The sequence below is a fragment of the Thermostichus sp. MS-CIW-34 genome (assembly GCF_054060435.1).
The window spans coordinates 1-24,645 of sequence record NZ_JBSSDE010000018.1; the positions used below are offsets into that span (position 1 = coordinate 1).

The following is a 24,645-nucleotide window of genomic DNA, read 5'->3' on the forward strand; positions in this document are numbered from 1 at the left end:
TTGGATAACAGTAGTCATGAGGACAAACTTCCCTAAGGAAGCGCGAAGATTGACAACCTAAACTTAAAACATCCGTTAAGTTTCGTCAACTACCTGCCTCAAAAATGAGGAGGGGATCCCTTTCTCTATCGGCTGCCCCTCGGCAGAAAGAGGGCTTCTAAGGCCTGGCCGAGAGTCGGTTCCATCACCACCCGGTCTTCGTAGGCAGCGATCACCCGGGTGAGCTGAGGCAAGCGGCCCTGTTCTGCTTCGATGTAGAGGGGCTGAACATAGAGCAAAGAAGTCTCGATAGGAATGACCAGCAGCGTGCCCAGGTTCACCCGCGACCCATGCTGGTTCCAGAGGGAAATTTGCTCGGAGATTAAGGGATCCTGATTGACCCGTGCTTCCACCTGTTCCGGGCCATAGATGAGCCGTTGCTTGGAAAACTCGTACACCAGGAGCTTGCCGTAGTTTTCCCCGTCGCAGCGGGCCGCTATCCAAGCCACCATGTTCTGCTTGTTAACAGGGGCATAGGGGGAGAGGAGGACGAACTCAGGAGTGTGGTTTGCAACCCCTTGGGGATCCCTCGGCAAGGTGAGAATGAGATACTGCGGCTGCATGGGAATGCGCCGTCGATTGCGGAACTGGCCGGGGATCTGCCATTGATCCTCGCGGTTGTAGAAGAGGCGGGGATCCGTCATGTGGTAGGTGGCAAACTGCTGCGCTTGCAGGCGGAAGAGGTCTTGGGGATAGCGGATGTGTTGCCGCAGCGGCTCCGGCATTGCCTCCAGAGGCTTGAAGAGGGTGGGGTAGATGCGGGCGTAGGCTTGGATGAGGGGATCCCGAGGGTCGGCAATGTACCAATCGATGCTGCCGTTGTAGGCGTCCATCACCGCCTTGACCGAGTTGCGGATGTAGTTGAAGGGAAAGCCGGGCAGGTGCTCCGAGTAGGGGTAGCGGCTGCTGGTGGTATAGGCATCGAAAAACCAGTAGAGCTTGCCGCCTTGAATGACCAGGTAGGGATCCCGGTCGTAGAGCAAAAAGGGCATCACCCGACGGATGCGCTCGCGGATTTGGCGGCGATAGAGAAAGCGGGTGGCAGAAGACAGCTCGCGGCTGAGAAGGATGCGCAGATCGCCAAAATGCCAGGCGTAGAGAAACCGCTGCCAGAGGTGGGGAATGGGCACGCCACCGCTGCCCCGGTAGCTGCTGTACACATAGCGCTCTGCTGCAGGGTAGTCCAATTCCCGCGCCTCAGCGCCCACGAAAACATCGGTGGTGGTCAGCTCGCCATAGTAGAGGGCCGGCTGCTCCACCCGCAAGACGGAGGCCACCTCAGGGTAGCGAGGAGAAACCCGCGGCGGAATATCCGATAGGAAAAAATCCGGCAGGCCTTCAGGGGTCACCACATTCACCGGGCTGAGGGTGAGGCCATAGCCGTGGGTGTAGAAAAACCGCCGGTTAACCCAGGTTTGGGCGGCGGGGGGTACCTGGGCAAAGTCCAGCTCGCGGGCGGCATGCATAACTTGGCGCAATTCTCCCCCAATGCGGTAGCGATCCACATTCACATAGGGAAATTGGTAGTAGGGGCGGATTTCTTGCAGTTGGCGGTAGGTGGCTAATAGGGGATCCGCATCCCAGAGGCGCACGTTGCTCAGGGTGGATTGATTCTGCTGCAGGATCTCCCAGGTGAGGGCTCCCCCTTCCGGGAAGGGTTGGACTTCGACATCGGCCAGGCCAAAGCCAGCACGGGTAAAACGGATGTTGTCCTCGATGTAGGGGCGCTCCAGCTCCAGCTCGTTGGGGGTGACCAAGAAGGTCTGCACCAGTTGGGGATAAAGTTGGGTGGTTAGCAGCCCAAACCCCAGGTAGGCCCCCCAGAGGATGGCCGGCGCCAAGAGAGAGCTGGCCCAGGGGGGGCACCAGGACTTGAGGAAAGGAAGGTTGAGGCGGATCCCCTGGCGGGCCAAAGCCCAGAATCCCACCGCCGTCAGGCCTGCCACCCCGCTCATCAAGGTCGTGGCCGGCAAGGTTGCATGCACATCGGCAAAACCGGCCCCAAACACAACGCCGCGGGTGGAATAGAGCAGCTCGTAGCGCTCCAGCCAATGGCCCCAGGCGCGAATGAGAAACAGGGATCCCCCCAAGATCAGCAGGTGCCGCTGGGCATAGAGAGAGAGGGCCAAGGTCAGCCGTTGCTCGGAAAGCCCCAGCTCCACCAAGTAGATGAGGACAACGGCAATCAAGGTGAGCAGCACCAGGTTGAAGCACCAATGCTGCACCGTCTCCCAGAAAGGCAGGCTGAAGAGAAAAAAGCCGAGATCGCGGTTGAAAATGGGATCCGACTCCCCGACGGGCCCCTGGTTCAGCCAGAGCAACAGCGTGAACCAGTGATTGGAAAGAGACCAAGCAAAGAAAACACTCAAACCTGTGGCAATCGCCCAGGCCCCAGCCAAGGTTGCCCCCCGCCAGCAGGAGCAGATGTTGGATCCCACCACCGCCAGGGCAAAGAGGAAAGCGCCCAGGCCCAGCCCCCAGCGGGCAATTACCCGCGTCCACAGCACCGGCAGAGCATGCAGCTCGGCAAACCAGGCCAGATCTACATAGAAAGAGGCCAAAGCCGTGATGGCCAGGATCCCCAGCCCCACCCCCAGCAGCAGAAACAATCCTCGCCGCAACCTCTGCATCGCCTCAGGATCCTCGGCTCAAAGCTGTTCTTGGTCGCGTCAGCGGTGCAGTTTCCCTTCGCCCGAGCGTTGCGGAACAACACAGGGTGCCGTAGGCATAGCCCTGTTCTAGCTGTTGCACCGCCTGCACCAAGCCTGCCGGCCCGCCGTCCACCCGCACCACCGGGATCCCCACCTGGGCCTGCACCTCTTGCCAGGTCAGATCGTCCAAAAAGCGCTCCCCATCCTTAAGGGCAATCTGAGGTAGCAGCAGCCCATCGTAGGCCGCCAAGTTTTCAACCGATTTCAAGGCATTCAAGACATCTTGGCCCGTCAGCAGCCCGGTTACCGTCAGGGTTTGTCCCCAAAATTGGCTGGCAATAGGCAAAAGATCCAACTGCAGCCCGCGGATGCGGTTCATCTGCTCCACCACAGGCTGGAAGGCTTGCTCTACGGCATTGCCCACCACCCACAGAACCTTGAGGGGAGAAGGGAGCTCAGGCGGCAGTTTGAGCTGCTCGAACTGGCTGAGGAAAAGCCGCAGGGATCCCACGCCATTCCCCAGTTGGGGGTAATCTTCATAGTGCTCTGCCGGTGGCAGTTCCCACCCCGCCAGCAGATACCACTCATCGGCCAGCCAGGCAAAGGTGGATCCCAATGTTTGCCGAAACTCGACCTGCAAAGTTTCCACCTGCCGGATCACTTCTCGGGCCTTGGCTGCATCCACAGGAACCAGCTCATCTCCAGGGGGGCGAAAGCGGGTCAGCCCCACAGGCACCACAGCAGCCGACAGCACCGTAGGGATCCCGTCTACGGGCCGGCGAAAGGCGGCCAAATCGAGGAGTGTGCGGGTGAGGTGATCCCCATCGTTCCAGCCTGGGCAGACCACCACCTGTGCGTGCAGTTGCAAGCGATGCTGGCGAAACCAGGCCAACTGCTCCAAAATCAGGCCAGCCCGCGGGTTTTTGAGCAAGCGGCTGCGCAGCTCCGGGTCGGTAGCATGCACTGACACGTAGAGGGGAGAAAGGCGCAGGCGAGCGATGCGCTCCCATTCGGCAGCAGGCAAGTTGGTGAGGGTGAGGTAGCTGCCGTAGAGAAAGCTGAGGCGGTAGTCGTCGTCCTTGAGGTGCAGCGTTGCCCGCATTTCCGGAGGTTGTTGGTCGATGAAGCAAAAGGGGCAAGCGTTGGCGCACTGGATCAGGCCATCGAACAGGGCTGTCTCAAACTCTAGCCCCAGATCCTCGTCGATTCCCTTCTCCAGCTCAACTGTGCGCGGGATCCCTTGGCTATTCAAGATCTCCAGGCTTACACACTCCTCAGCGATCAGGAAGCGGTAGTCGATGAGATCGCGGGGGCGCTCGCCGTTGATGCTGACCAGGGCCTCTCCAGGTCGAATGCCTGCTTCTGCTGCCAGGGATCCCGGCAAAACAGCACTGATGCGGGCAGGCTTGAGGCTAGTACGAGACATAAGATTGACTCATAATCAGATGTGCTATTCGCGTTGGCAGGGCGGAGTCCTGGATCGGGACAGCGTTGTGTAGCAAGAACGAGGCTCGGTTGCGTTGCCAGAAGAGCTCACTGCAAACAGCGGAGAATAGCCGCCTCTAGCTCGGTTTGGCTGAGATCCGTCACCACAAACACCTCCTGCACGCTGCTTCCCTTGCGGGCCACCAGCTTGTACCCGCCCCGGATCGGCACCGAAACCCGCAACTGCAACTGGGGGATCCGCCCACGGCTGCAGGACAGAGCGCCCGGCGTCACGGTTTTAATGCCCGCCTGCCGGGTCAGGCGTTCCAAAACAGGGATCAACCCTGAGATGTGGGTGGAGTGGTTCCAAACCAGACGACCAGAGGGCTCAGACATGGCGGCCAAAGTGAGGAGAGGATGGGATCCCTATCCTATTCCTCCACAAATACCTGCTGCTCGTTGTGGAAAACTGGATGTCCAAAATGCCTGAAGATTCCCCGCCTGCGGTCGTGGCTCTGATCTTGGCCGGGGGCAACAGCCGCCGCATGGGATCCGACAAAGCCTTGGTGCTTTGGGATGGGATCCCCCTGCTGCGACGGGTGGCTCAGGTGGCAGCAGCCTGCGCCGACGCGGTTTACATCCTCACCCCCTGGCCGGAGCGCTATGCGCCGGTGGTGGATCCCGGTTGGCACCTCTGGCGGGAAAACGTTCACAGCCGCGACAGCATTGCGGAGCAACACCGAGGCCCGCTGCTGGCCTTTCAAGAGGGGATCCGGCGGCTACAAACCTTGGCTGCTCCCCCGGAGTGGATCCTGCTGCTGGCCTGCGATCTGCCCTGCTTGCAGGAGCAGGTTCTTGGGGATTGGCGACAGCGCCTTGCCACCCTGCCCCCTCAGACGGTGGCCGCCCTGCCCAAAAGTCAGCGGGGCTGGGAGCCCCTGTGTGGCTTCTATCGCCTGGCGCAGCTAGGTTCTCTGGAGAGTTTCTTGCAGGCAGGAGGAAGATCCTTTCAGGGCTGGTTGTCCCAGGTGCCAACAGCCATCCTGCCCCTGACCGTTCCCGACAGCGGGACGGAGTCCCTTGAGAGGATGCTCACCAATTGCAACACCCCTGCAGATCTGCAGCTGGGGGGAAACCTGGGTAGGGGGTGATCCCTGGGATCGGCAAAGGGAGGGATCCCCTCATGTCACAATGGGTAAAGATTTGCTCGGTTTCTTATCTCGGCGCCGTGCTTACTTCCCTTTACTACCGCGAGATCCCTTGCCCCGATAGTGCTCAAGTGCTGCGCTGGCTACAGGAGTGTATCCCCCTGCCCCAAGGCAGCCAGAAGGTTCTTACCCCCACGGGCCTGCGCCTACAGGGATCCGGCGCTGAGCTGGCCCTTTTCTTGTGGTCGGGGCTGAACACCACCTATCTCAAGGTGTTCCAGTGGTCGGAACAGCCCTTCCCCCGCCAAGCTCGCTGGCTGGGAGAGCTGGAACAGGCCATTCAAAGCCAATTTCCCCACTGCTACCCGCAGTTGCCCCAGATCGACCTGAACCGGGGATCCATCTTCGATCAGCTTGAGCCTTTCTACCCGCAAACGGTGAAGTATTTTCGGCGGATCCCCAATGGAGAATTTGACCTGCAGCGGGTGTACTGGTGGGAAAAGCGCTGGCGGGAAGAAGTGCAACATTGCCACGCAGCCCACCGCCCTGCTCAGCCGGTCTTGTTTCGCCAGCCTGCCCCTGAGCCGGCCCCAGTGGAGTGGGATCTGGCCATCGTGGGAGGAGCGCTGGGAGCCCTCTATGGAGCGGCCATGGCTCGCTTGGGCTACCGCGTGGCCTTGGTGGAGCGGCTTCCTTTTGGCCGCATGAACCGCGAGTGGAACATCTCCCGGCGGGAGCTGCAAACCCTGGTGGATTTGGGCCTTCTGAGCGCCGAGCAGATGGAGAGCTTGATCCTGCGGGAATATACAGATGGGTTCAACAAGTTTTTTGACGGCAATAGCCCGGTTCGCGCTCCCGTTTTGCACACGCCGACGGTACTCAATCTGGCCATTGACGCGGAAAAGCTATTGCAGCTCTGTGGCCAAATCCTCACTTCCTGCGGGGGAGCTATCTACGAGCGCACCGAGTTTCAGCGGGCCTATGTTGGCGAACAAGGCGTCACGCTGGTTTTGAAGGATTTGCCCACCGGCGAGGAGTTTCGGCTGGGATCCCGCCTTGTGGTGGATGCTATGGGAACAGTCTCTCCCATTGCCCAGCAGCTTTACCGCCATCGGGCTTTTGATAGCGTCTGCCCCACGGTGGGGGCTACCATTGCGGGGGGGTTTGAGCCAGGGGTATGGGATCCCCAGTTTGGGGACATTCTGGCCAGCCACGGGGACATCAGCCGCGGTCGGCAACTCATTTGGGAGCTGTTCCCCGGGCCAGGCGAAGATCTTACCTTTTATCTGTTCCACTACCACCAGGTGCATCCGGAAAACCCCGGATCCCTGCTGGAACTGTACGAAGATTTTTTCACTATTCTGCCGGAATACCGCCGCTGCGACCCAGAGCGCTTGCAGTGGAAAAAAGCGACCTTCGGCTATATCCCCGGACGATTTGGCCAGCCCCGGCACCCTGTTGGCGGCAGCGGGGCGGAGTCTTCGGAACCCTTTGACCGGATACTGCTCATAGGGGATGCGGCGGCTATGCAATCGCCCCTTAGCTTTACCGGGTTTGGATCCCTGGTGCGCAATTGCCCCCGCCTGTGCGATCTGCTGGATACGGCGCTGCGCCACGACCTGCTCAGGGCTGCAGACTTAGCCCAGATCCGGGCCTACCAGGGCAACTCCGCCGTCACCTGGCTCTTCTCGCGGGGGATGATGGTGCCCACCGGCAAGGTGCTGCCCCCCGAGCGCATCAATGCCACTCTCAACAGCTTTTTCGGCATTCTCGCCACCGAGCCGCCGGAGGTGGTGGACGATTTCATCAAAGACCGGGCTGGCTGGCTGGCCTTTAACCGCATGGCCATCAAAGCTGCCCTGCAAAACCCACGGCTGCTGCTGTGGATCTGGGAGGCCGTAGGGGCCAAAGGCTTTGCCCAGTGGCTACCCACCTACCTCAGCTATACCGGCCTGGCCTTGACCTCTGCTTTGCTCAGGGGCTGGCTTCCAAATCTGCTGCGTCGCCTGCAGCCCTGGCTAGAAGCGCGTTACCCCCGCCTGTGGCTGCGCTGCCTGCAGTGGAGCTACACCCTCACGTATGGGGTAGGGCAGCCGCGCATCCAGTTTCAACTCCCCCCCACTCAAGAAAAGACCCAAAACACAATACCGACTTGGATAGAGGAGAGGGCTTGAGCTGGTGGCGCGGTCGGAGAATGCGGCCACGCCAGTTTTTTGATGCCTGTGCTTTTGCTTGCCTCAAGTCACAATCTTCAATGTCTGCTTCAATGTCTGCAGAAAAGGCAGGTGACAATACAGCCTGTTCACAAACTGGGGGATACAAAAATCGTGTTTCCGAGGCTTGACCCTAACGAGGTTTAAAACAAGCAGGTTTATAGTCATTTTAAACAGAACTGAAAGATTTCTGTTGTATTGCTTCCTAACTCCCCTCTCCCTTTGGGAGAGGGGTTGGGGGTGAGGGATGACTCCCTCTGGGAAAGGGGCTGGGGGTGGTCGCGGCAGCGGCGCGGAACGCTTGGGGAGTGTCTCAATTAGCCTAGAATGACCATACAACCGTATCCCGTGGTCCCTTAGTGGGCTGTAGTTGTGTAGCTAAAGCCAATTAGCAAAAGATCCCATTGGATGCTAGCAGTCCTCACTTGTGTTTGCTAGCAGCTTTACCTCTTATCTGCACAGATTTCTGCACAGATTATTTACACAGAGCTGAACGAGGGAGTGCCCATCAGGCAAAGCCTTCCTCTGTGGCGCAAAAGTATTTCGCCACGCAGGGATCTGCCTGTCCTTTGCCTTGGCATTTTGCCCAAGTTGAGTATAATCAATACCTAACATCCAGGATCAGATCGAGGATAGTTGGGAAGGGATCCCAACCTTGATTTGGTTTTGAGACTGCTAGTCCCCTTTTTAGGATCTTTCGCAAAAAACTCTGTAGGACTGAGCCCAGTCGCGTCAGCGTTGCGGAGCAACATGGTTTACACCTTCGAGATCATCGGCATCGCCCCTGCTCTGCAGTTCTTTCATCAGCAACAGAAGCTGGCCCAGCGGCCCTGTGGGGTGGAATACCTGGGTACCAGCTCCTGCACCCTCGATGCGTTGCTGGGATCCGTGGAGGAAGTGCCGGCCCGGCGCGGCTGGGACTTGGATCAGTTGGTCGACGCTGTTATCCGCTTTTGGTGCAGCAACCCCGATTTGGTCAGTATGTGGCGCTCTCGTTTTCGCGATGCCGGGCGAGATGCGCTGTTGGTCTCGCGAGTGGGGCATATTCAATCACTGCGGCAGGAATTTGAATGGCTGCTGAAGCAGTAGATGCCGAGCGCCACTCTCGCCACCTGGGTAGGAGAAGGCGCGGTTAGCAGGTAGGCTAGGGGCAGAACTGGTTTGTGAGCACCCATGAGCGACACAGTTTTCGGCAAGATCATCCGCAGGGAGATCCCTGCACAAATCGTTTACGAAGACGATAGAGCCCTGGCCTTCAAAGATATTGCCCCCCAAGCCCCTGTCCACATTTTGGTGGTGCCCAAAGAGCCCATCCCCGGCATTTCCCAGGCCAAGCCCGAACATGAGGCATTGCTGGGACATCTCCTGCTGACCGCTCAGCGGGTGGCTGCCGAGGCAGGTTTAAATAAAGGCTACCGATTGGTGATCAACGAAGGAGAAGACGGCGGGCAAACCGTCTTTCATCTCCACATTCACGTTCTGGGCGGTCGGGGGATGGGCTGGCCCCCAGGTTGAGCGATGGTTTTTCCCACCCATTGGAGCCTCTGCAGGTACAATCCTGTCATTACGGAGGTAAACAGCGGGCGGGGTCTGGGATCGATGGAGTGGCACGTAACCGATGCAGAGAGTTTGATGATCATCGACCAGGAGGTGGGCAAGCACGAGCTTTCTCCTGCTGAGTATGAGGTGGTTCGTCGGGTTATTTATGCTACTGCCGACTTTGAGTACTTGAACCTCATCCGTTTTGGTAACGAAGCCTTACAGGCTGGGGCGGCGGCCTTGGCAGCGCGTACCACCATTGTGGTCGATGAGCCGATGGTGCAGGTGGGCATTGCCTGGGCTGTTCAGAACACCTTTTCCAACCCCATCTATTGCAGCAGCGAAGCCATTACCCGCCCCCAAAGGGACAAGACCCGCTCCGCTTGGGGCTTGGAAACTCTGGCCCAACGCTACCCTGAGGCGATCTTTGTGATTGGCCAATCCCAGACTGCCCTCTCCACCTTGGTGCAGCTGATTAGAAAGAAGGAGGTGGCCCCTGCTCTGGTCATCGCCACGCCGGCTGGGTTTGTGAACGTGGTGCAAGCCAAGCAGGAGCTAGCCGATTCCATGGTGCCCCACATCCGCACTGAGGGACGCAAAGGAGGCCCGGCAGTGGCTGCAGCGGTGTTGGATGGCCTGCTGGACTTGGCTTGGCACGCCTATATACGGGTCAGCAGCGCAGACTATCCTGGCAAATCCGCCGTTTCTTGACATGCTCCTTGCTCTACTGGCTGGCTAAGCCAAGGCAAACTGCGCAGCGGTAGAGCAGGGCTTTAGACCCCATTTCTAGAGTAGGTCTGCTGATCTGATCGAGATCACTCAACTGGGGGGATCCCGATCACCCGGCCTTCAAGTCGGCATCGGCAAGATGGGAGCTGCGCTCTCAGTCCTGCCTCTTCAGAAAATGGCCTGAGAGACGACTGGGTTGGGCCTATGGAGGGATCTTCCCATGCGGTGTGCCATCTTCTTTTGCTGGCTTGCCTGGGTTTTTGCGCCGGGGGCTTGGGCACAAGCTGAGCCATGCCCGGTGGTCGTCCTTTCGCCCTCTTCACAGTTGCAGTTGTCAGAATCGTCAACACTTGCCTCTACTCTCTCGACAGCCCAGAAAGTGCTCCACACTGCTACTGCACTCGACAAGGCAGAGGTTATCGCTACGCAACATTTTCCCGAACCGGTCAGCCCCTACCAGCGCTGGCGACAGAGGTATGCCCCCTCGGATCCCCTCTCTTCAGGTTTGAACAGCGTCCCTTATCGGCCAGCCCAGCAGGGATCCCAAAGGATTCAACAGGGAACAGAGGGGCTGCCCTTAGGGCCTGCGACCCGCCAAGGGGAACAGCTGGAGCAGATCGGGATCCGCCTGGGAGAAGACAGCCCTTTTTTCCTACATCCCAGTGGGTTGGTCTATCGGCAGTCCTATTGAAGTTTTTGTGAGTCTGTTCGCTACAGGGATCCCAGCTTCCCCAGGGAGAAGGGCTGGGAGTGAGAAATTATCTCTCACTTCTCTCTTCTCACTGCTCACTATCAGTATTAGTACAGTATTAGTAATGATTCCCTACCTTGCGGTGGTGGATGGCGGTGAGGCCCTCTGGGCTGGAGACCCGACCAGCTTCTAGGGTGCTGTACACCACCCAGTGATCGCTGGTTTCCAGGCGGCTCACCACACGGCACTCCAGGTAGGCCAAAGCATCGGCCAAGATGGGGGATCCGTTGGCAGCAGGGTAGGTCTTGATCCCGGCAAAGCGGTCGGCTCCCGGTGGAAATCGCTTCAGGAAGTGGCGCATCAAGGGTTGGTAATGGCCTTCTTGCAGCACATTTAACACGAAGGTATCTCCCACCTGCAGGAAGGATTCGATGGCCCGATCCTTGGCCACCGCAATGCTGATCCCTGGCGGATCGGTGCTGGCTTGGGCTACCCAGGAGGCGAGCATAGCGCTGGTGGCTTGCCCTTTGCGGGCAGTGATGATGTAGAGGCCATTGCTAATGCGGCCCAGGGCGCGATCCAGGTCGGCATCCAAGGCTTTCATCTGCTGAATGCTGCGATCCCGGGTCAGCCACTGCCCCAGGTCGGTACCTGCTTCTTCGGCCAGTTGCAGCAGGGCCTCGCCGGCAGGCTGCTTGAGCAGAATGGGGGCAAACACCTCTTTGGCGCCGATTTCTTGCAGTGTGTTGCGGCAGAGGTACACCGACTCGTCGTCTTCCCCCCCTGACTCGAACAGGCCAAAGCCCTGCTTGCTGTGGGCAGAGGCCAGCAGGGTTTTCAGCAGCACCTGGGTAGTGGCCGCCTCTGGCCCCGATTGGGGCGGCATGCCTATCACCACACCGGCGGCCAAGCTCATCAGCTCCCGCACCTCGTGGGCATCCACCAGCCGCAAATCTGCCAGCTCCACCTGGATGCCGGTTTTTTGGATCCCACGGGCAATGGCTTGAGCCAAGGTTTCCGCCTTGCCATATCCCGACAGGTAGAACACTGCCACCATCCGTTCAGCTTTGGCCTGCTCGAGGCTCCAGGTGCGATATTGCCCCACCCAGTCGGACAGGTGATGGCGCAGCAGGGGGCCGTGGCCGGTAGCAATGGCAGCGATAGGAGGCAAGGCTTCCATGCGCTTCAGGGCGGACAACACCGAGCGGGCGTTGGGCCCCATGAGGCAGTCGTAGTAGAGCTTGAAGTCGGCCTGCAACAGGTGGGGATGTTCGTCCCAGGCGAAATCGTCGCAGTAGTGCATCCCAAACACGTCGCAGGTGTAGAGGATCTGGGTGCCGTGGTCGTAGGTGAGGATGGTGTCGGGCCAGTGCAGGTTGGGGGCCGAGATGAACTCCAGAACGTGCCCTTTGCCCAGATCCAAGCGATCTCCCTGTTTCACCACCAGCCGCCGGAAGGGCCGATGCACCAGATCTTCCAGAAATTGCATGGCCACCTTGGAGGCCACCACCGTCATCTGGGGCGCCAGCTCCAGCAGATCACCGACTAGGCCGCTGTGATCTGGCTCGGTGTGGCTGACCACCAGGTAGTCGATCTGGGCAGGATCTAGGATCCCTTGCAGGCAATCCAGGTACAACTGGCGAAACTTCTCGTGGGAGGTGTCGATGAGGGCCACCTTCTCGCCGCGAATCAAGAAGGAGTTGTAGGTGGTGCCATTTTCCAGAGCAAATTCGATGTCAAATCGATCCCGATCCCAATCTTGGGAGCGAATGGCAAGGGTGTCGGCCCCGATGGGCAGAGTTTGCAGCGTCAGATGGGGCTGGGCCAGGCGAGGTGCGACTTGAGGTGCAACTGCAGTGGTGGCCATGTTCTCTCCCTAACTTTAAGTCGGGTCACAATCCTGATCTCAATGTAACTGAATGTTTATGTTGACGGCGGATGAAGATGAGCTATGCAGGTTTGGAAATCCTTATGGAATGCTTTTAGGGATCCTTGGGTTCCTGACTATCGAAGGGGTTGGGGCTTAGAACTGCAGCAAATTGGGCCAGGGTGTGGCGCAACTGATCCAGGTTTTGGCCGGTGGTGGCGGAAACAAACAGGGCCTTCGGGTAGAGCAGGCGCACATCCTCTACCCATTCGGGATCCAGGCGGTCGATTTTGTTAAACACCAGCTGCCGGGGGCCGGTGGCCAAGGGCATCTCGTCCAGCAATGTTTCCACCGCCTCGATTTGCCCCTCCCAGTTGGGGTGGGAGAGATCCACCACATGTAGTAGGGCATCGGCTTCCGTCACCTCTTCCAGGGTGGCTTGAAAGGCATCCACCAGTTGGTCTGGTAATTCGGTTAGAAATCCCACTGTGTCGGTCAACAGCACCGCCTGCTGGTCGGGCAGCTCCAGCCGCCGCGTGGTGGGATCCAAGGTGGCAAAGAGTTGGTCGGCCACGTAGACCTGGGCATGGGTGAGGGCATTGAGGAGGGTGGATTTGCCGGCGTTGGTGTAGCCCACCAGGGCCACCACAGGAATTTGGGATGCCTCGCGCCGTTGGCGCAGCCGCTGGCGGTGGCGGCGCAGCTCTTCCACCTCTTGCCGCAGCTTGGTGATGCGTCGCTGGATGGCCCGCCGCTCCATTTCCAGTTGGGTTTCCCCCGGGCCACGGGTGCCGATGCCCCCACCTAGCCGAGACATGGTGCGACCGCGACCGGCCAGGCGAGGCAGCAAATACTGCAGTTGCGCCAGCTCCACCTGCAATTTTCCGGCCCGGGTTCTGGCCCGCTGGGCAAAAATATCCAAGATCACCTCGCTGCGATCCACCACCCGCACTCCCAGGGCCTCTTCCAAGGTGCGCACCTGGCTGGGGGTAAGTTCCCGGTCGAACACCACCAAGTTAGCGCCCAGATCCTGGACCAGCAGAGCCAGCTCTTGCACCTTACCGGATCCGATTACCGTGGCCGAATTGGGGCCTTCCCGCCTCTGCCAGAGGGCTTGCAGCACCTGTCCGCCGGCACTCTCCACCAGGCGGCTCAGCTCCGCCAACCCATCCATGAGATCCTCGTAGCTCTGCCCGGACTCCTGCAGCCCCACCAGGATGGCCCGATCCTGATCCAGATCCACCTGGCGGGCGGTCAACTGGCGCCGAAAGCCATCTTCTAGCTCCGCCACCAGCTCCTGCAGATCCTGTTCTGCCAGGATCCCCAAAGGCAAAGGCTCAGAAACCTGCCAACGGCGCTCTCCCTCCGGCAGCAGATGGGCCAGATAGGCCCGGTGAACAAAGCCCGTAGCCGCTCCTCCCCGGCGTCGGTGCCCTCCTGACTTGGACACGGAAAGGGTGATGAGGGCATCCAAACGCTGCAGGGCCATGGCCGTCAGCGCTTTTTGACCGGGGCCCCCCTCCCCCATTTGGGTGGTAATGCAGCGGATCCCGGATAGGCGCTCGGCCCCCTGGCGGGGCAATTCCCAAGCCGGGATCTGGGTTTCAAAAGGGGATCCCACCCCTACGCGGATCACCTGGCCGCGCCGGTTGAGGTAAACGCTGATGGGCCGGCCTTCCAACTCTTGGGTCAGGGATCCCAGCCGTTGGGCAAACTCCACCGTCACCAGGCGGTTGGGGGGTAGGCGCAGTTGGTAAAGCCGTTGCAGTTGCTTTTGTTGGTGGGGCTTTAACCCTTTGGCCTGTTCGGGAAAGCGTCGTGGAGCGATAGCAGAGCTGAAGCGGGGGTCGGTCTGATGGCGAGAGGTGCTAGCCCTGGGCATGGGGACGGGGAAAGACCCAAAAACAAGCTTTCATCTACCATACACGCTAGCTGACAGCAGGAACTTGGGATCCAAAAGCAACGGTGGCAAACACTGGCCCAGTGTTGGAGCTGCCCAAGCTGGGATCCCTGTATTGAGCTTGCTGTCGGTGAGAGAGTTTCCAAATCGGTTGGGCATCCCTTTCGCTCCGTGTTGCCGGAATCCTGCTGCAACTTGGAATAGCTGCATAAATCGGAAAAAGCCGTAGTGCCAGCTCTTAGTTATCATAGATGCACGATTTCAACATCACCCCATTTTCTGCGCAAATATTCAGCAACCAGCCTACGATGACAGTGCTCAGGAGTAGCTTCACTACAAAGCAGACATCCTCCATCGAGAATACTTTTATCCACTTGATCTTCGATACGACGCTCGGCCATCAACGACAAAAACTGTCTCTCATAATTAGACCAGTCACCACTAGCTTTATAAGCATCAAGAATTTCTTGGGTCGGTGCCAATTCTGGCAAATGAATGTATCCAAGCTTACAGATCTCGTGAAGGAAGAACTCTAGGTCATTCTTTTTCGTGAATCCTGCCAGTTGTGAGGTATTGTTAAGTCGAGCATCAACAACTCGAACTAGACCAGGCTGTTTTAAACGATTAAAGAACTGTTCTGCACTTTTCTTCGTGAACCCTATTGTAAATATCTTCATGGCCTCGCGCTCCGCTCATCACTTTTTGACATTTTCTCATCTCGATAGGCGACACGCCTGCCTTGAATGAGATAGGCTTCGGCTATACACTCTTCCCGACTTCTAAACAAGTCGCCCTCTGGAAGTTTGCAAAGGGCAAGAAGACGAGATTCTAGAGCCTCATGAGTCTCCAAAGAGCCATTGGCCAAGATGTGGTTGACCGGAATCCCACTTTGAAAAAGTTTACGCGCCACCAGCAACGATCTATGACATTCAATAGGGTCTTTCTCAGCACACATCAGTGCGATCCGATACCGACTAGAACCTTGGATCAGACGGTCGATCCCTTCGAGGAAGGCTGGCTCATTTGCCAGTCGTTCATACTGAATCCTACCCTGATCATAGCAGCTCGGATTTTCGCTACGTCCTCCCAATTCTTTGCCCAGAAAGACGTAAGCAATACCTGCTGCCGCTAAAGCACTTTTCAACTTTTCTTGTGAATATTGAGGGACGTAAAGGCTATATGGACGTGAACGAACGTCGCCAATACCGGTGATGTTGTACTGGCGCAGTAAGTCTATGAAAAAATCAATCTCGTGGTTTGAGTGACCAATCGTGTAGATCTCTGATTTCATATGAGTCGACCTGAGTAGAGAACAGCCGCTATCAGCTTGTAGTAATAGCCCAAGTAGGGATCGCTAAGGCTAACACACAGCACCGGATCGGGGATGTCATATTGACCGTCTTCGCCCATTAGGAAATCCCGTTCAATCACAGGATCGGTAACATCCATGCAGTATTTTACTCCCTTGTATACAAACTCGCCGCGTACTCTACGCTTAGAATTCGGGTATCCTGGTGCCTTGTAACCAACCAACAGACGCAAATGCTCGACCGGTACAAGGTAAAGAGAAACTCCGCTTTCTCGCCCGACACTTAACCGGTTGTTCCACCCAGCATAGCTGCTCTCGCCAGTGCCCCAGAGATTCTCAGGGTTGTCTAGCCAACTGTTGATATCCTCCCAAGGCAGGTGGCCAACTTTTTTCCAGCGGTGCTTTGGATTGATAACGTGGTTCTCCCTCTGGTGAGGTAGTGGCTGAGGTGTATCACAAGAGACACAGAGAATATCAAGAAGTTCTGGGTCGCCACCGCTCTCGTAGTACCTCTCATGTTCAGAGACCTCATGTGACGGGCGGCTGCTGACAGGACGCACCCATTCTCCTGGCTCTCCGTTCTGCCATTCCTTGCCGGCAATACAGCGACCGGCCATTTTTCTGGAGTTGGCGAAACAGACAATCGTCTTGACGTAAGACATACAGGCTTCTGGGGCAAGGGCAAAGGCTCAATGGGAGTAATTTTCGGCTTCTTGAAAGTCCAGTAGTCAAATCCGTTCTTCAGGGCGAAAGGGGATCAAAAGGGCGCGGGGCGCTTTGGCATGGCGAGAGACCAAAATCAACGCCACAATACTGAGCAGATAGGGCAACATTAAGAAAAACTGATAGGGGATCCGGCTACCCCAAAGCTGCTGAAGGCGCAATTGCAAAGCATCAAACCCGGCAAACAGCAACGCTCCTCCTAAGGCTCGCCAGGGATCCCAAGCGGCAAAAACCACCAGAGCAATGCAAATCCACCCCCGCCCATTGACGATATTGAAGAAAAACGCATCGAACGCAGAGAGGGTTAAAAAAGCACCGGCCACGGCCATAAGAGCGCTGCCCACCATCACCGCTCCGGTACGAACGGCATAGACCGGGATCCCCTGGGAAGCGGCAGCCTGGGGATTTTCTCCAACCATGCGCACGGCCAGGCCCAGCGGAGTTCGGTAGAGGATGTAGGCCATGAGGGGCACCAGGAGAAGGCTGAGGTAGGTGAGGGGCGGCTGGGTAAACAGGGTTTCTCCCAGAAAGGGCAGGCTGGAGAGACCCAGGATCGGCCAAGGGCTGAAGGGGACGATTTTGGGAGGAGAGGTGACCTGGGGCAGGGCCATGCGATAAACAAAATAAGCAGCATTGATGGTCAAGAGGGTAATGCCAATGCCGGTGACGTGCTGGGAAACCCCAAGGCGGACGGTCAACAGGCTGTGAATCAAGCCCACGCCGGCACCTAGGGTGGCAGCAAAGGCTACGCCCCACCACAATCCGGATCCCTGATAGACCACCAGCCAACCGGTCATGGCCCCCAGGGTCATGATCCCTTCGATGCCCAAATTGAGAACGCCGGCCCGCTCACAGAGGACTTCGCCCAAAGTGCCAAAGAGCAAGGGAGTGGCAATGCGCAGGGTGGCCACCCAGAAGCTGGTGGTGCTGATTAAGCTGATTAGACTCAGGAGTGCAGACACGGGTGCTCAGTCCCAGCGCAGACGATAACGGGCCAATCCCATGCAGACCAACATCCACAGCAGGGCAGCAGCAACAATGACATCGGCAAGATAGGTGGGAACGCCCAAGCTACGCCCCATGGTATCGGCTCCCACATAAACCCCGGCAATGAAAACTGCGGCCCCCACCACTCCCAAGGGATGCAGTTGGGCCAACAGGGCAACAACAATGCCGGTGTAGCCAAAGCCCGGGGATAAATCCAAGGTGAGATAGCCCTTGAGCCCGAGAAGTTCACAAGCTCCCGCCAAGCCTGCCAGCCCCCCTCCCAGCAGTGAGGTATACAAAATAACTCCCTGGACTGGGATGCCGAGAAACCTGGCCGCTTCCGGGTTCGCGCCTACGGCTCGCATTTCTAGGCCCCAAACGGTGAACCGCTCTATGGCCCACACCCCCAGGGCAGCAAGCAGGGCGATGATTAAACCAGCGTGGAGACGACTGCGGGGAATCAGCCGCGGCAGAAGAGCACTCTCCGCCAGGGCACGACCTTGGGGCCAACCCAGGGCCAGAGGATCTTTGAGGGGGCCTTCCAGGAGATAGCTGATCCCGAGAAGAATGACAAAATTGAGCAGCAGGGTGGTCACCACTTCGTCCACCTGGAACTGAGTCTTGAGCCAGGCCGGGATCCACAGCAACAGCCCTCCAGCAATCCAGCCCGCCAGCAGCAGCACCAGCACCAACCACGGGCGCGGCAGCGAAAGCCCAGCGGTGCCCAAGAGGCTGGCAGCCAGAGCCCCACCATAAAACTGGCCTTCTGCACCGATGTTCCACAACTTGGCCCGAAAACACACCGCCACCGCCAATCCCGTCAGGATCAGGGGAATGGCCCGCGTCAAAGTTTCGCTCAGGGCAAAGGGGGATCCCACCGCTCCCCGCAGCAAAGCTCCATAGGCTGCCAAAACCGGGGATCCCGTCCACAGGATCAGCAGGCTACAGGAGAGGAAAGCCAGGACAATGGCTGCCATCGGCGCACTCAGGATCAGCCAAAGGGGCACAGTGGAACGAGGTTCAACACGCATCGGCCACCTCCTGCCCGGCCATGCGCAACCCCAAGGCGGTCACCGTTGTGGTTTGGGTTGGGATTGCTGGGGAAAGCCGACCGCGATAGAGCACCGCCACTCGATCGGCTAAACTCAGCAATTCATCCAAGTCTTCAGAAATGAGCAGGATCCCGGCTCCAGCTCGGGCTGCTGCCAGCAGTTGGGCATGCACGTAAGCCACAGCCCCCAGATCCAGTCCCCGCGTCGGTTGGTGAGCCACAATTACCTGGGGATCCCGACACAGCTCCCGCGAGAGGATCACTTTTTGCATATTTCCGCCGGACAGCAGTTGCACTGGCATCTGGAGCGCCTGCCGCGGATCCCCACTCTGGAGTCCCCGCACGTCGTAGGTCTGTAGCCAGGTGTGAGCCTGCTGATAGATTTGCCGGTGACGCAGGATCCCCCACCGCGAGAGTTCGGGATCCCGATAGCGCTCGATCACCCAATTCTCCCACAGGCTAAGGGAACCGATCAGTCCGGTCTTGTGGCGGTCTTCCGGGATCCGAGCCATGCCTTGCCGCACCATCTCAGCAGGAGAGATCAGCCGCAGGACTCGGCCATACAGATGCAGATGACCTTGGTGGGGCCGGATCACCCCACAGACCAGATCTGCCAGAACGGCCTGCCCATTGCCCGCCACCCCGGCAATACCCACGATTTCGTGACGCCGCACCGTCAGAGAAACCTGCTCCAGATGCTGCTGCCCCACCCGACAGGAGACCTGCTGCAACTCTAAGACCGTCTCCCCCGGAGACAAAGGGGCTTTGACCACCGCCGCCAACCGCTGCCCCACCATCGCTTCCGCCAGAGTTGTGGGATGGATCTCAGCCGTCTTGCCCGCCATCACCACCCGCCCTGACCGCAGCACCATCACCCGGTCACTGATGCGCATCACCTCCTGGAGCTTGTGGGAAATCAGCAGGATCCCCAGTCCGCGACCGGCCATCTGCCGTAGGGTGTGAAAAAACGGCTCAATTTCCGGTGGGGTTAACACCGCCGTAGGCTCATCCAAAATCAGGATCCGCGCCCCTCGATACAGCACCTTGAGGATCTCCACCCGCTGCCGCTCCCCTAAGGTCAGGGATCCCACCAGGGCATCGGGATCCACGGCCAACCCCAATTCCTCGGCCAGCTTTTGGATGCGCTGCCGTCCCTCTCGCCGCCGAGACCATAGGTGCCACAGGGGCTGAGTGCCCAGCAGAATGTTGTCCAGCACCGACAGATTATCGGCCAAGACCACATGCTGATGCACCATGCCTATCCCCGCCGCCAGGGCAGCCGCCGGGGATCCCAGCTTGAGGGGCCGACCAAACACCCACACCTGACCCTGATCGGGAACATAGTGCCCAAACAGGATATTCATCAGCGTCGTTTTGCCCGCCCCATTTTCCCCCAAGATGGCCAGAATCTCCCCGGCCCGCAGCTCAAGATCAATCTGGTCGTTGGCCAGCAGAGCACCAAAGCGCTTAGTAATGCCCACCACCTTCAAGGCCAAAGGCGCTTCAGAGGGTGGACTTGGGTTCGCTATCATCGATGGCTACAACAAAAGACCCTGCCAGAATCTCTGCCTGCCTCTGCATCACCTTAGCTTTCAGTTCAGCCGGAACCTTGTCGGCGAAGGTTCCCCAGTCGGAGAGGCTGGATCCCCCATATTTCATCATGCTGTAGATCCCGTAGTCCTCTGCCTTAAACTCTCCGGCCTTCACCGCGGCAATGGCTCTGTCGATGGTGGGTTCCATGTGCCACAGGGCGCTGACCACCACTGTTTCTGGATAATCAGGCTGGGTATCGATCACATTGCCGATGGCCAAAACGCCCCTCTCTTTGGCGGCATCAGATACCCCAAACCGCTCTGCATAGAGGATATCTGCGCCGGCATCAATTTGGGCAAAAGCCGCCTCTTTGGCTTTGGGGGGATCAAACCAACTGCCGATAAAGGTGACCAAAAACTTCACCTCCGGCTGCAGTTCCCTCGCCCCTGCCATAAAAGCATTCATGAGGCGGTTCACCTCTGGAATGGGATAGCCCCCCACCATGCCGATGATTTTGGAGCGCGTCAGCCCCCCGGCCACCATTCCCGTCAGATAGGAAGGCTCGTGGATGTAGTTGTCAAACACGGCAAAATTGCTCAGGGCAGGATCCGGCTTGAGGCTGGATCCCATCAAAAAGCTGACCTTGGGATAGTCTTTGGCTACTTCCCGCGCTTCCCGCTCCACCCCGAAGACCTCACCCACCAGCAGTTGGACGCCGCTCTCGGCATACTGACGCAGCACCCGTGGGTAGTCGGTGTTGGAAACTGACTCTGACCAGGTGTAGTCAATATCCCCCCGCTCCTGGGCAGCCATCAACGCTTTATGGATCCGGCTCACCCACTGCTGCTCAATGGGAACCGTATAAACCCCGGCCACCTTCAGCTTGGTTCCTTGAGCCACCGCGGCATCGCGAACCAACCAGCGGCTCCCCATCAGGCCAGCCACAAAAGCCCCAGAACGCAGGCAGAAGTCCCGCCGGGAGAGTTCTAAACGTGCCATAGTCGCTTCTGTTGAGGTTAGTTCGAGATCGGGTTACTGACCGGTTCATTGTAAAGGGGGGATCCCCAGAAATGTGTACTGTAAAACACGATTTTTCGGGAAGAAGCTTGTTTGTAATGAACAACCTAAGTTGAAATAGCCACAACATCAACATATGGATCTGATTTTGCGCCGGGCCAATTTGCCAGATGGCCGTAAGGGAATCGACATCGGCATCGAGGGGGAGCGCATCGTTGCCCTGGAGGCAAATCTGCAGGCTACTGCTCCCCAGGAGATCGATGTGAGCGGCCGCTTGGTGTCGCCCCCCTTTGTGGATGCCCACTTTCACCTGGATGCTGCCCTCACCTACGGGATCCCGCGTGTCAACCAATCGGGCACCTTGCTGGAAGGGATCGCCCTCTGGGGAGAGTTGAAGCCACTGCTAACTCCGGAGGCGGTCATCGAGCGGGCTCTAACCTACTGCGACTGGGCAGTGGCGCGCGGGATCCTGGCCATCCGCACCCATGTGGATGTGTGCGATCCCAACCTGTTGGCGGTGCGGGCGCTGCTGGAAGTCAAGCAAAAAGTGGCTCCCTACTTGGATTTGCAACTGGTGGCCTTTCCTCAGGATGGCTACTATCGCTCGCCAGGGGCGGTGCAGCTTCTGGAGAAGGCTCTGGATTTGGGGGTGGAGGTGGTGGGCGGGATCCCCCACTTCGAGCGGACGATGGCCGAGGGAGCAGCTTCGGTGCGGGCCCTGTGCGAGATTGCTGCGGCGCGCGGCCTGCGGGTGGATCTGCACTGCGACGAGACGGACGATCCGCTTTCGCGCCATGTGGAAACCTTGGCCTACGAAACGCTGCGGCTGGGCTTGCAGGGGCGGGTAGCCGGATCCCATCTAACTTCCATGCACTCGATGGACAACTACTACGTCAGCAAACTGATCCCCCTGATGGCCGAGGCAGAGCTGGGGGTGATCGCCAACCCGCTGGTCAATATGGTCATCCAAGGTCGCCACGACACCTACCCCAAGCGACGGGGGCTGACCCGGGTGCCCGAGCTGATGGCCGCAGGCTTGACGGTAGCCTTTGGCCAGGATTGCGTGATGGATCCCTGGTACCCTTTGGGCAGCGGCAACATGCTGGAGGTGGCCCACATGGCCATCCACGCCGCCCACCTGACAGGCTATGAGCAGATGCGCCAGTGTTTCTTGGCGGTTACGGAGAATCCGGCCCGCATTCTGGGGTTGGAAGGCTACGGCCTAGAACCCGGTTGCTATGCCGATCTGGTGGTGCTCCAGGCCGCCGATGCCGTCGAAGCCATTCGCCTGAAACCAGCTTGCCTGTATGTCTTCCGCCGGGGCCGGCTGATCGCCCAAACCCCGCCTGTGGTTGCCCAGCTCCATTTGCCTGAGCGCCCCACCCAGGTGGAGTTCACCCGCCAGCTTTAGACGTTAACGACGCACGGTACCGCTGAAGCCGCTGGCCTTGAATTGCTCCAGGGTGAGGGGCAGGGGGCTGGTCACCGGCACGGAGATGCGAATTGAAAAAGGGCTCTCGCCGGGAGGAACTTCTGCAATGGCCCCCAGGCGGGTACGCTCCGGCAGAACCTCGTTGCCGTTGGCATCGTAAAGCCGACCGAAGACATCCGCGTTCAGCAGGGTATTTTTGGAGCGGTTTACCACCCTGCCTTCGATAAACAGGCACCTGGCCGGTATGGGGTTGCCGTTGCTGGTCACCAGGTTGGTGTATTCGGGGGTATCGGGACAGGGGGTGACGTGGAGATCCTTCAGTTGCAGGGGGATCGCCCCAAAGCCCATCAAGAGCACCGCCAATGCCACACAGCCAAAGCTCATGCAGACAAGACGCAGCTTTTGGGTTAGCCACTGCGCCAGCTTCCAAACTTGGCTCATCGTTTTTCCTCCAAGGCCCACCCTCTTTAGTCTAGGGGATCCCCGTCTCGTAGAACCTCTCCTCGGTTTGGATCCCATCCAGGCGCTGATCCCAAGGATCCTGAGGCAGGGGCTGCTCCAGCAAGCAGGCTTGGGGGAGGATGCCCCACTTGGGCACACTGGGATCCGGCAGAGAGGCCAAAAAGCAATCGTAATAGCCGCCGCCATAGCCCAAACGCCTTCCCCACCGATCGCAGGCCAGGGCGGGCACCAGGATCAAATCCGCCTTGCCAGGGTCGATAACTGTGCTGCCGGGAGAAGGCTCCAGCAAGCCCCAGCAGTTGGGGACAAGCTCAGCCGGCTGGTAGCGGTGCCACTGCATTTGCCGCCGCGGCAGACAACGGGGGATCCCCCACTGCTTCTCTGGAAAAAGGGCAAACAGGGATCCCAAGTCCACCTCGGAGCCGAAGGCCACATAGGCCAGGATGGTTTTGGCGGCCAAAAGTTGGGGGCAAGAGGCCAAATGAGCCACGATCTTCTGGCTGATAAGGGATCTGTCCAACCTCTGCCGTAGCTGGCGAAAGTGCTGGCGCAGGCGAGCTTTTTCTAGGGCAGGATCTGCTGCCAGAGAACTGGGCCGCCAAGAAGAAGACAGTTCCGGGGAAGGGAGTTCCTGCACAAGCCCAATGCCGCTTGGATATTCGGTCTCTGCAAGATCTGAATCTACTGGATGGCCAGGAGCTCCACTTCAAAATCCAAGGTGGCATTGGGGGGGATCACCCCGCCTGCCCCGCGGCTGCCATAGGCCAACTCCGGCGGAATGCGCAAGTAGCGCTTGCCCCCCACTCGCATGGTGGCCAGCCCTTCCTCCCAGCCACGGATCACCTGCCCTACTCCGTAGGTGAAGACAAAAGGCTGATTGCGCTTGTAGGAGCTATCGAAGATGGTGCCATCCTGTAGTTTGCCCACGTAGTTCACCACCACCGTTTGCCCCGGCTGAGGGGAAGGCCCACTGCCTTGAGCAATATCGTAGTATTGCAATCCCGACTCGGTGGTGATGAAGTCCTTGGCTGGGGATTGCACGCTCACCACCGGATTGTCTTTGGCCCGCGATAGAGCTATGGCCGGCTGGCCGCCCCACACCCCAAGCCACAGCAAGCCCAGCACCAACAGCAGCACCCGTTTCATCCGTTGGCGTCTCCCCACCGCCGACTTTTTGCTTTCCTTTACCAATCTTAGAGGATCCCGTCAGCCTTTCAGTTCGGCAAATTCGATAATCTGACCCTGGTGATCCCGCACCCAAAAGACAAAGGGTTTCTCGGAGCGAATGCTGTTGCGGATCCCTTGTTTGTTGATTCGCTTCAGAAGGGCCCTAAGGGACTCCCGCTCATAGCTGACATGGCGATAGCGAACGCCGCTGCTGCGGCCCGCTGCCGGTACAGTCCCGTAAGCAGAAGCAGATGAGGAGCTGGGCCTGGAGGTGCTGCCGTAGGGGCCAGAGCCCCCATAGGGATCCGTGGAGCCGGGGATCACGTGCAATTGCACATTGTCGGAGAGCTGATACCAAAGTCCGGGGGTATCCAATTGGGTGGGCCCAGAGGTGGGACGGGCTTTGGCATCGAAGCGGGGACTGAGGCCAATATCCCCTGGAAAGTAAGCGGATCCTAGGCTGTAGCCGACCATGCTTTGCTCGTAGCCGTAGTAGTACTGCAGGGGCAGCTCCGCTTCCGGCAGTTTCAACACCTTCTCGTAAAACCCTCTGGCCTGCTCCAAGTCCGGCACGATGATGGTGTGGACGCGGGGAGCGCCGCTTAAGAATGTCCACATGGCCCCCCCATAGGCCGATAGCAGCAAAAACATCAGCCCCTTCGTGGAGAGCAAAACCTCCAGGGGGATTAGGGGCAGCATCAGTCCAGGTGGGATGACCATCGGCACTTGTCCCTTCGCGGGTGGCTCTATGTCCAGTATAGG

General features: G+C 58.7%; 23 protein-coding genes. 7 read left to right on the top strand and 16 right to left on the bottom strand.

Going from position 1 to position 24,645, the window contains the following annotated elements; genetic code table 11:
* Positions 1-125 precede the first annotated feature (125 nt).
* The 3 genes from ACVWYY_RS07820 to ACVWYY_RS07830 form a co-directional block, all read right to left on the bottom strand.
* On the bottom strand, positions 126-2,669 hold the full coding sequence (locus ACVWYY_RS07820; RefSeq protein ID WP_457403707.1) for a UPF0182 family membrane protein: 2,544 nt from the start codon (positions 2,667-2,669) through the stop codon (positions 126-128).
* Positions 2,670-2,673: 4 nt separating this feature from the next.
* Positions 2,674-4,116 (bottom strand): TIGR03279 family radical SAM protein, encoded by a 1,443-nt coding sequence (locus ACVWYY_RS07825; protein ID WP_457440131.1) that lies wholly within the window; start codon positions 4,114-4,116, stop codon positions 2,674-2,676.
* 107 nt (positions 4,117-4,223) lie between these two features.
* Positions 4,224-4,511 (bottom strand): DUF2103 domain-containing protein, encoded by a 288-nt coding sequence (locus tag ACVWYY_RS07830; RefSeq protein ID WP_414373940.1) that lies wholly within the window; start codon positions 4,509-4,511, stop codon positions 4,224-4,226.
* Between the two features lie 77 nt (positions 4,512-4,588).
* Between ACVWYY_RS07830 and ACVWYY_RS07835 the strand changes: the two genes are divergently transcribed.
* The 6 genes from ACVWYY_RS07835 (at position 4,589) to ACVWYY_RS07860 (ending at position 10,435) form a co-directional block, all read left to right on the top strand.
* A complete protein-coding gene (locus tag ACVWYY_RS07835) occupies positions 4,589-5,266 on the top strand; it encodes a molybdenum cofactor guanylyltransferase (RefSeq protein ID WP_457403708.1) in 678 nt (225 codons plus the stop codon).
* A 77-nt stretch (positions 5,267-5,343) separates the two neighbouring features.
* A complete protein-coding gene (locus ACVWYY_RS07840; protein WP_457440133.1) occupies positions 5,344-7,437 on the top strand; it encodes an FAD-dependent oxidoreductase in 2,094 nt (697 codons plus the stop codon).
* A gap of 789 nt (positions 7,438-8,226) precedes the next feature.
* A complete protein-coding gene (locus ACVWYY_RS07845) occupies positions 8,227-8,565 on the top strand; it encodes a hypothetical protein (RefSeq protein ID WP_011432042.1) in 339 nt (112 codons plus the stop codon).
* Between the two features lie 84 nt (positions 8,566-8,649).
* Positions 8,650-8,991, top strand: coding sequence for a histidine triad nucleotide-binding protein (locus ACVWYY_RS07850; protein ID WP_011432043.1), 342 nt, complete (start codon positions 8,650-8,652; stop codon positions 8,989-8,991).
* A gap of 84 nt (positions 8,992-9,075) precedes the next feature.
* Positions 9,076-9,726 carry a precorrin-8X methylmutase gene (locus ACVWYY_RS07855; RefSeq protein ID WP_011432044.1) on the top strand — a complete coding sequence of 217 codons (651 nt, stop codon included), beginning with the start codon at positions 9,076-9,078 and terminating at the stop codon, positions 9,724-9,726.
* Positions 9,727-9,964: 238 nt separating this feature from the next.
* Positions 9,965-10,435, top strand: a complete 471-nt coding sequence (locus ACVWYY_RS07860) for a hypothetical protein (protein ID WP_011432045.1) — start codon at positions 9,965-9,967, stop codon at positions 10,433-10,435.
* 118 nt (positions 10,436-10,553) lie between these two features.
* On the opposite strand, the gene ACVWYY_RS07865 is transcribed toward ACVWYY_RS07860, so the two are convergent.
* The 9 genes from ACVWYY_RS07865 to ACVWYY_RS07905 all read right to left on the bottom strand — a co-directional run bounded on the left by ACVWYY_RS07865 (position 10,554) and on the right by ACVWYY_RS07905 (position 20,804).
* Entirely contained in the window at positions 10,554-12,302 is a 1,749-nt protein-coding gene (locus tag ACVWYY_RS07865; protein WP_457403710.1) for a diflavin flavoprotein, read from the bottom strand.
* Between the two features lie 115 nt (positions 12,303-12,417).
* Positions 12,418-14,184, bottom strand: a complete 1,767-nt coding sequence (gene hflX / locus ACVWYY_RS07870) for a GTPase HflX (protein WP_457440136.1) — start codon at positions 14,182-14,184, stop codon at positions 12,418-12,420.
* A gap of 263 nt (positions 14,185-14,447) precedes the next feature.
* A complete protein-coding gene (locus ACVWYY_RS07875; protein ID WP_414383681.1) occupies positions 14,448-14,879 on the bottom strand; it encodes a DUF488 domain-containing protein in 432 nt (143 codons plus the stop codon).
* Entirely contained in the window at positions 14,876-15,493 is a 618-nt protein-coding gene (locus ACVWYY_RS07880; RefSeq protein WP_457440139.1) for a DUF488 domain-containing protein, read from the bottom strand. Before ACVWYY_RS07880 ends, ACVWYY_RS07875 begins: the two co-directional genes overlap by 4 nt.
* Positions 15,490-16,173 (bottom strand): dual OB domain-containing protein, encoded by a 684-nt coding sequence (locus tag ACVWYY_RS07885; RefSeq protein WP_011432051.1) that lies wholly within the window; start codon positions 16,171-16,173, stop codon positions 15,490-15,492. The genes ACVWYY_RS07880 and ACVWYY_RS07885 overlap by 4 nt, the downstream gene beginning before the upstream one ends.
* A 66-nt stretch (positions 16,174-16,239) precedes the next feature.
* The gene (locus ACVWYY_RS07890) at positions 16,240-17,196 is read right to left on the bottom strand and encodes an ABC transporter permease (protein ID WP_457440141.1); all 957 of its coding nucleotides are present in this window, start codon (positions 17,194-17,196) and stop codon (positions 16,240-16,242) included.
* Between the two features lie 6 nt (positions 17,197-17,202).
* Complete coding sequence (locus ACVWYY_RS07895; protein ID WP_414413422.1) at positions 17,203-18,252, bottom strand: ABC transporter permease; 1,050 nt, start codon at positions 18,250-18,252, stop codon at positions 17,203-17,205.
* The gene (locus ACVWYY_RS07900) at positions 18,242-19,804 is read right to left on the bottom strand and encodes an ABC transporter ATP-binding protein (protein WP_457440143.1); all 1,563 of its coding nucleotides are present in this window, start codon (positions 19,802-19,804) and stop codon (positions 18,242-18,244) included. The genes ACVWYY_RS07895 and ACVWYY_RS07900 overlap by 11 nt, the downstream gene beginning before the upstream one ends.
* Positions 19,776-20,804: a BMP family protein gene (locus ACVWYY_RS07905; protein ID WP_414389483.1), complete on the bottom strand. Its 1,029-nt coding sequence runs from the start codon at positions 20,802-20,804 to the stop codon at positions 19,776-19,778. The genes ACVWYY_RS07900 and ACVWYY_RS07905 overlap by 29 nt, the downstream gene beginning before the upstream one ends.
* Before the next feature lie 154 nt (positions 20,805-20,958).
* On the opposite strand from ACVWYY_RS07905, the gene ACVWYY_RS07910 reads away from it, so the two are divergent.
* Positions 20,959-22,233 carry an amidohydrolase family protein gene (locus tag ACVWYY_RS07910; protein ID WP_457440146.1) on the top strand — a complete coding sequence of 425 codons (1,275 nt, stop codon included), beginning with the start codon at positions 20,959-20,961 and terminating at the stop codon, positions 22,231-22,233.
* A 3-nt stretch (positions 22,234-22,236) separates the two neighbouring features.
* On the opposite strand, the gene ACVWYY_RS07915 is transcribed toward ACVWYY_RS07910, so the two are convergent.
* The 4 genes from ACVWYY_RS07915 to ACVWYY_RS07930 are packed head-to-tail and all read right to left on the bottom strand — an operon-like array spanning position 22,237 to position 24,603.
* Complete coding sequence (locus tag ACVWYY_RS07915; RefSeq protein ID WP_457440148.1) at positions 22,237-22,695, bottom strand: hypothetical protein; 459 nt, start codon at positions 22,693-22,695, stop codon at positions 22,237-22,239.
* A 31-nt stretch (positions 22,696-22,726) separates the two neighbouring features.
* Complete coding sequence (locus ACVWYY_RS07920) at positions 22,727-23,353, bottom strand: 5-formyltetrahydrofolate cyclo-ligase (RefSeq protein ID WP_457440150.1); 627 nt, start codon at positions 23,351-23,353, stop codon at positions 22,727-22,729.
* A gap of 44 nt (positions 23,354-23,397) precedes the next feature.
* Positions 23,398-23,862 (bottom strand): FKBP-type peptidyl-prolyl cis-trans isomerase, encoded by a 465-nt coding sequence (locus ACVWYY_RS07925; RefSeq protein ID WP_011432059.1) that lies wholly within the window; start codon positions 23,860-23,862, stop codon positions 23,398-23,400.
* A 60-nt stretch (positions 23,863-23,922) separates the two neighbouring features.
* On the bottom strand, positions 23,923-24,603 hold the full coding sequence (locus tag ACVWYY_RS07930; protein ID WP_457440153.1) for a hypothetical protein: 681 nt from the start codon (positions 24,601-24,603) through the stop codon (positions 23,923-23,925).
* Between the last annotated feature and the right edge of the window lie 42 nt (positions 24,604-24,645).

Coding starts and splice junctions, on each gene's coding strand:
- ACVWYY_RS07820 (WP_457403707.1), bottom strand. CDS start 2,669: ATGCAGAGGTTGCGGCGAGGATTGTTTCTGCTGCTGGGGGTGGGGCTG.
- ACVWYY_RS07825 (WP_457440131.1), bottom strand. CDS start 4,116: ATGTCTCGTACTAGCCTCAAGCCTGCCCGCATCAGTGCTGTTTTGCCG.
- ACVWYY_RS07830 (WP_414373940.1), bottom strand. CDS start 4,511: ATGTCTGAGCCCTCTGGTCGTCTGGTTTGGAACCACTCCACCCACATC.
- ACVWYY_RS07835 (WP_457403708.1), top strand. CDS start 4,589: ATGTCCAAAATGCCTGAAGATTCCCCGCCTGCGGTCGTGGCTCTGATC.
- ACVWYY_RS07845 (WP_011432042.1), top strand. CDS start 8,227: ATGGTTTACACCTTCGAGATCATCGGCATCGCCCCTGCTCTGCAGTTC.
- ACVWYY_RS07850 (WP_011432043.1), top strand. CDS start 8,650: ATGAGCGACACAGTTTTCGGCAAGATCATCCGCAGGGAGATCCCTGCA.
- ACVWYY_RS07855 (WP_011432044.1), top strand. CDS start 9,076: ATGGAGTGGCACGTAACCGATGCAGAGAGTTTGATGATCATCGACCAG.
- ACVWYY_RS07860 (WP_011432045.1), top strand. CDS start 9,965: ATGCGGTGTGCCATCTTCTTTTGCTGGCTTGCCTGGGTTTTTGCGCCG.
- ACVWYY_RS07865 (WP_457403710.1), bottom strand. CDS start 12,302: ATGGCCACCACTGCAGTTGCACCTCAAGTCGCACCTCGCCTGGCCCAG.
- hflX (WP_457440136.1), bottom strand. CDS start 14,184: ATGCCCAGGGCTAGCACCTCTCGCCATCAGACCGACCCCCGCTTCAGC.
- ACVWYY_RS07875 (WP_414383681.1), bottom strand. CDS start 14,879: ATGAAGATATTTACAATAGGGTTCACGAAGAAAAGTGCAGAACAGTTC.
- ACVWYY_RS07880 (WP_457440139.1), bottom strand. CDS start 15,493: ATGAAATCAGAGATCTACACGATTGGTCACTCAAACCACGAGATTGAT.
- ACVWYY_RS07885 (WP_011432051.1), bottom strand. CDS start 16,173: ATGTCTTACGTCAAGACGATTGTCTGTTTCGCCAACTCCAGAAAAATG.
- ACVWYY_RS07895 (WP_414413422.1), bottom strand. CDS start 18,252: ATGCGTGTTGAACCTCGTTCCACTGTGCCCCTTTGGCTGATCCTGAGT.
- ACVWYY_RS07900 (WP_457440143.1), bottom strand. CDS start 19,804: ATGATAGCGAACCCAAGTCCACCCTCTGAAGCGCCTTTGGCCTTGAAG.
- ACVWYY_RS07905 (WP_414389483.1), bottom strand. CDS start 20,804: ATGGCACGTTTAGAACTCTCCCGGCGGGACTTCTGCCTGCGTTCTGGG.
- ACVWYY_RS07910 (WP_457440146.1), top strand. CDS start 20,959: ATGGATCTGATTTTGCGCCGGGCCAATTTGCCAGATGGCCGTAAGGGA.
- ACVWYY_RS07915 (WP_457440148.1), bottom strand. CDS start 22,695: ATGAGCCAAGTTTGGAAGCTGGCGCAGTGGCTAACCCAAAAGCTGCGT.
- ACVWYY_RS07925 (WP_011432059.1), bottom strand. CDS start 23,862: ATGAAACGGGTGCTGCTGTTGGTGCTGGGCTTGCTGTGGCTTGGGGTG.
- ACVWYY_RS07930 (WP_457440153.1), bottom strand. CDS start 24,603: ATGGTCATCCCACCTGGACTGATGCTGCCCCTAATCCCCCTGGAGGTT.